The organism is Neisseria sp. P0001.S005 (genome assembly GCF_051963715.1).
On record NZ_JBQCTZ010000236.1, the window covers coordinates 1 to 4,997 of the forward strand.

Below are 4,997 nucleotides of genomic sequence, written 5' to 3' on the forward strand. Positions count from 1 at the left end.
TTGGGCGTTTTGCGGCATATCCTCAATAGTTAAAGCCGTTGGTTTATCAATATCCGCCGCGTATTGATCGCGTTCATTCCTTTCATCTAAAGACATCATATTTGGATCTTTTTCGATAAGGTCACGGGTTTTTTGGTACATTTCATACATTTCATCTAAATTGCGTCTAATTTCTCTCAACTGATCATCTAAATTGCGTCTAATTTCTCTCAACTGATCATCTAAATTGCGTCTAATTTCTCTCAACTGATCATCTAAATTGTGTCTAATTTCTCTCAACCGACCCAGCGGGCTGGTTTCGTATAGAGCGGGGGAGCTTGTCAGTTTTTGAAATAATTCTCCAGTCTCCTCGATGAGTGGAAATCCCCTATCTCGAATCAGTAAGTCTATGTCGGACTTCTTCTGTTCGGCCTTTTTCTCTTTCAATCTAGAAAAATCCTTATCCGTAATATTGGTAAACGGCAGCTCTTCAGTCCCGGTATATTTAAGGGGAACAGTTCTGCCTATACCTTCGGGATCAATAGCTGTCTTAAACTCGGCATTTACCGTATCTACCATCATTTTTAAAGCGTCTTGGGAAGATGAACCGCCGATAAAGTCGAAATTGTCGTCTTTGGGCGTGATTCTGAGGTTGCGAATTTCGCGGCTGCCGTCCGGACGGACGAAGAATTGGAGTTTATCGATGTCGGCTTTGGTAACTGTTACCTGCGTCGAGCCGAAGATAAAGGCACGCTCTGTGTAGTCGGAGGAGGCCATGTCTTGAAAATATTGGGAAATAGGGACGGTAAAACCGTTTTCAGAATCCGGTAATCTTTTAACCCTCGCAGCATCGTCTTTATGATAAATTAAATCAACAATTTCTGTAAAAGAATACGGCTGTAGCTTAGCAGGCAGATTTTTTTCTGTGAAAAACTTTTCAAACATCTGAAAATCTACTGCTGAAGCATATCTTCCAGCTCCATTTTGCATATAACTGGTTGCGTCAATATTTATTGGCATACGATTAGCATCGGTGGCCGCTGATTGCATATCTTCACGACGAGGCGGTACGGATGTATTCCATAAATAATGCGATAAAACTCTATCTATGGTTACTTCTGATACACTTAATGATTGTTGCTGATTCTCCATCAACTTACTCCTTAGTTAGATTAAATCTCATATACAATAGAAGGTAACCATAATATATCACCACAGTTATTCATCATCAGTATAGTTGGAAATTTTGATTGATAAGTTTTTTTCTCATCTTTTCCCCAATCAGTTTGATTCATTGGAACAACATCCCTAAAATCAAAATAGAAATTTCCAATGCCATAATCCTGAATATTAACTCCTTTTGGAATATTATTTTCAGGGAAAACAGAAGATAGCTCAAAATAACCACTCCACTCCTTACCCTCTATGACTGGAGCTGCCATCTTTTTATCTAACACTCGACAACAATCAGAACCGTAAACAGACGCACCTTCCTTACCCATCCACCTATCAATCAAAGAAAACTTCTTATTTCCATGTTCTGATAAATATCTTTCCAAATCTTTAGTCTGCTTGATTTCTTTGTCTAAATATTGCTCAAGAAATTTGAAGTCAGCCGGTCTTTTTTCTGCTAAAAATTGTTTATCCCATTGATCATTAGAATATCCCTTTGTAGAAAACCAGATGCTACAGGCTTTTTCTGCCTGATATGCTCTGCACTGTCCTCCTGTAAAACTGATTTCTCCCTGAAGTGTAGTCGAATCTGTCCGAAAGGCTTCAGCCTCCCCCAACAACCTACCTGCAAAACTGACCATTGCTTTCCTGTGTAATTCTGCGGGCGTGTAAAACTTTCTATCCCGCCAGCAATAGCCTGCTCGGAGTTTTTCCCTGTATTCCTGTTCCGAAACCCCTTCAGGCTTGGGATCTTTGGCAATCAGTTCTTTCCAGTATTGGTATTTGTCGGGCGCGGTATATTCATATATACCGAAGCCTGCTGCCGCCAAGGCAGCGATTGCCAGTAGGTATTTGTAGACTTTATTCATTTGCTTGCCTTTAATTAATAATCAAGGTCGTCTGAAACTTTTCAGACGACCTTTTATCGTTCAAGCTAGGCTTTACTCAACCGTTACCGATTTAGCCAAGTTGCGCGGTTTGTCCACGTCTGTACCGCGTGCGAGGGCGGCGTGGTAAGACAGGAGCTGCACGGGGATGGTGTGCACAATCGGCGAGAGTACGCCGACGTGGCGTGGGGCACGGATAACGTGCACGCCTTCGGTGGCGTTGAAGTTGCTGTCGAGGTCGGCGAAAACGAACAGTTCGCCGCCGCGTGCGCCGACTTCCTGCATATTGGCTTTCACTTTGTCCAACAGGCTGTCGTTCGGGGCAATCACGACAACAGGCATGTTCTCATCCACCAAGGCCAACGGGCCGTGTTTCAACTCACCCGCAGGATACGCTTCGGCGTGGATATAGGTAATCTCTTTCAGCTTCAATGCACCTTCAAGGGCGATTGGGAAGTGGATGCCGCGACCCAAGAAGAGTGCGCTGGTTTCCTTGGCAAATTTTTGCGCCCAAGCGGCGATTTGCGGCTCCAGATTGAGAGCGTGCTGAATGCTGCCCGGCAGTTGGCGCAATTCTTCAACGTATTCACGCGCTTGTTCGTCAGAAACCAGGCCGCGCTGTTTGCCCAAGGTAACGGCCAGGCCGAACAGGACAACCAGTTGGGTCGTGAACGCTTTGGTAGAAGCGACGCCGATTTCTGCGCCGGCGCGTGTGTACAGTACCAATTCGCTTTCACGCGGCAGGGCGGATTCCATCACGTTACAAATAGACAGGCTGTGTTTGTGTCCCAAGGATTGCGCGTATTTCAGGGCTTCCATGGTATCCAAGGTTTCGCCGGATTGGGAAATGGTGATGACCAGTTGTTTCGGATCGGCAATCACGTCGCGGTAGCGGTATTCGCTGGCGATTTCCACGTCGGTCGGCACTTTGGCGATGGATTCGAGCCAGTATTTGGCGGTCAGCGCGGCATAGTAGGACGTACCGCAGGCAAGGATTTTGATGCTGTGGATGTCGTCGAATACTTCGCGTGCATTCGCGCCGAAGTTTTCAGGTTCAAAACCGCCGTCCAAGAAGACTTCGGCAGTATCGGCGATGGCGCGGGGTTGTTCGTGGATTTCTTTTTGCATGAAGTGGCTGTATGGGCCCAACTCCAAAGAAGCCAAAGATAATTCGGACACTTTAATCGCGCGTTCGGTTTGCGCACCGGTTTTGTCGAGCAGTTTTTCGATGCCGTTTGCGTTCAGCAGGGCGATGTCACCGTCTTCCAAATAAGCGATGCGGCGGGTAAAGGCGATCACGGCGGATACGTCGGAAGCGATGAAGGTTTCTTGGTCGCCCAAGGCCACCAACAGCGGGCAGCCCATGCGCGCAACAACCATTTGTTCAGGGTTGTCTTGTGCGATAACGGCGATAGCGTACGCACCGTGGAAACGGGCAGTCGCAGCTTGAACGGCTTCAAACAGTTTGCCGCCGTTTTGTGTGTATTCGTGGTTGACGCTGTGGGCGATGACTTCGGTATCGGTTTGCGATTCGAAGGTGTAACCCAACGCTTTCAAGCGTTCGCGTTCGGCTTCAAAGTTTTCGATGATGCCGTTGTGGACAACCGCGATCATGCCGCCGGAAATGTGGGGGTGGGCGTTAGGCTCGGTTACGCCGCCGTGGGTTGCCCAACGGGTATGGCCGATGCCGATATGGCCGAACACGCCATTTTCACGTGCTGCATCTTCCATCAGCTGAACACGGCCGACACGGCGGACGCGTTTGATTTTGCCGTCTGTATTTACGGCGATACCCGACGAATCGTAGCCTCGGTATTCAAGGCGTTTGAGACCGTCGGTCAGAAAATCGACTACATTGTGATTGGCGCGAATAGCACCTACGATACCGCACATATAAGTTCCTTAGTATCAAAAGTTTGAGAAAATGACTGCTGCTCCGGCTCCCGAAAGCGGCAGTCGGAAAATGCCGTTTTCTATTCATTGAAATGGCAAATCTGAGTTTCAGACGGCCTGTTGTTTCTCAAGGCCGTCTGAAAACAAACTAAAAGATCAACCTTACTTCTTATCGCCTTTTTCCGGACGCACCCAGCCTTCGATGACGGTTTGGCGCGAACGGGCGAGAACGAGTTTGCCGTCTTCGCAGTTGCGGGTAATCGCACTGCCCGCGCCTGTCGTCACTTTGTTGCCTAGGGTAACGGGGGCAACCAGTACGCAGTTTGAACCGATGCGCACTTCGTCGCCGATGACGGTTTTGTGTTTGTTCACGCCGTCGTAGTTGGCAATAATCGTGCCGGCGCCGAAGTTGGTTTTGCTGCCGATCTCGGCATCACCGATGTAGGTAAGGTGGTTGGCTTTGGTGCCGTTGCCGATGGTGGCGTTTTTGACTTCGACGAAGTTACCGATGTGTACGTCGTCGGCCAGTTTGGCTTGCGGACGCAAACGGGCGTATGGGCCAATTTGGTTGTTTTCGCCGACTTCGCAACCTTCAAAATGGGAGAATGGGGCGATTTTGGTGTTGGCACCGATTTTGGCGTTTTTGATCACGCAGTTAGCACCGATTTCGACGTTGTCGCCGAGTTCGACTTCGCCTTCGATGACGACGTTGACATCAATCACGACATCTTGTCCGTGTTTCAGACGGCCTCGTAAATCAAAACGCGCCGGATCGCGCAGGGTTACGCCTGCTTTGAGCAATTCTTGCGCCTGTTCGGTTTGGAAGATACGCTCGAGTTCGGCCAGTTGGAGTTTGTTGTTCACGCCGGCGGCCAGATGGGAGGCACGGACTTGGACGGGATGAACTTTGATGCCGTCGGCAACGGCTTTGGCGATGAGGTCGGTCAGGTAGTATTCGCCTTGGGCATTGTTGCTAGAAAGGCTGTTCAACCAAGCTTCGAGTTTGGCGTTAGGCAGAACCAAAATGCCGGTATTGATTTCTTTCACGGCTTTTTGGGCGGCATC

Annotated in this window: 4 protein-coding genes; all 4 read right to left on the reverse strand. The window is 48.5% G+C overall.

From position 1 onward, the window contains the following. On the reverse strand, window positions 1-1,131 hold a 1,131-nt coding region (locus ACTHSP_RS17770), incomplete at its 3' end, for a hypothetical protein (RefSeq protein WP_440346568.1). Between the two features lie 20 nt (window positions 1,132-1,151). After that, window positions 1,152-2,021, reverse strand: a complete 870-nt coding sequence (locus tag ACTHSP_RS17775) for a hypothetical protein (protein WP_314513919.1) — start codon at window positions 2,019-2,021, stop codon at window positions 1,152-1,154. A 72-nt stretch (window positions 2,022-2,093) separates the two neighbouring features. Beyond that, complete coding sequence (gene glmS / locus ACTHSP_RS17780; RefSeq protein ID WP_070646406.1) at window positions 2,094-3,932, reverse strand: glutamine--fructose-6-phosphate transaminase (isomerizing); 1,839 nt, start codon at window positions 3,930-3,932, stop codon at window positions 2,094-2,096. Between the two features lie 162 nt (window positions 3,933-4,094). Beyond that, a partial coding sequence (gene glmU / locus ACTHSP_RS17785; RefSeq protein WP_440346569.1) for a bifunctional UDP-N-acetylglucosamine diphosphorylase/glucosamine-1-phosphate N-acetyltransferase GlmU occupies window positions 4,095-4,997 on the reverse strand: 903 nt, incomplete at its 5' end.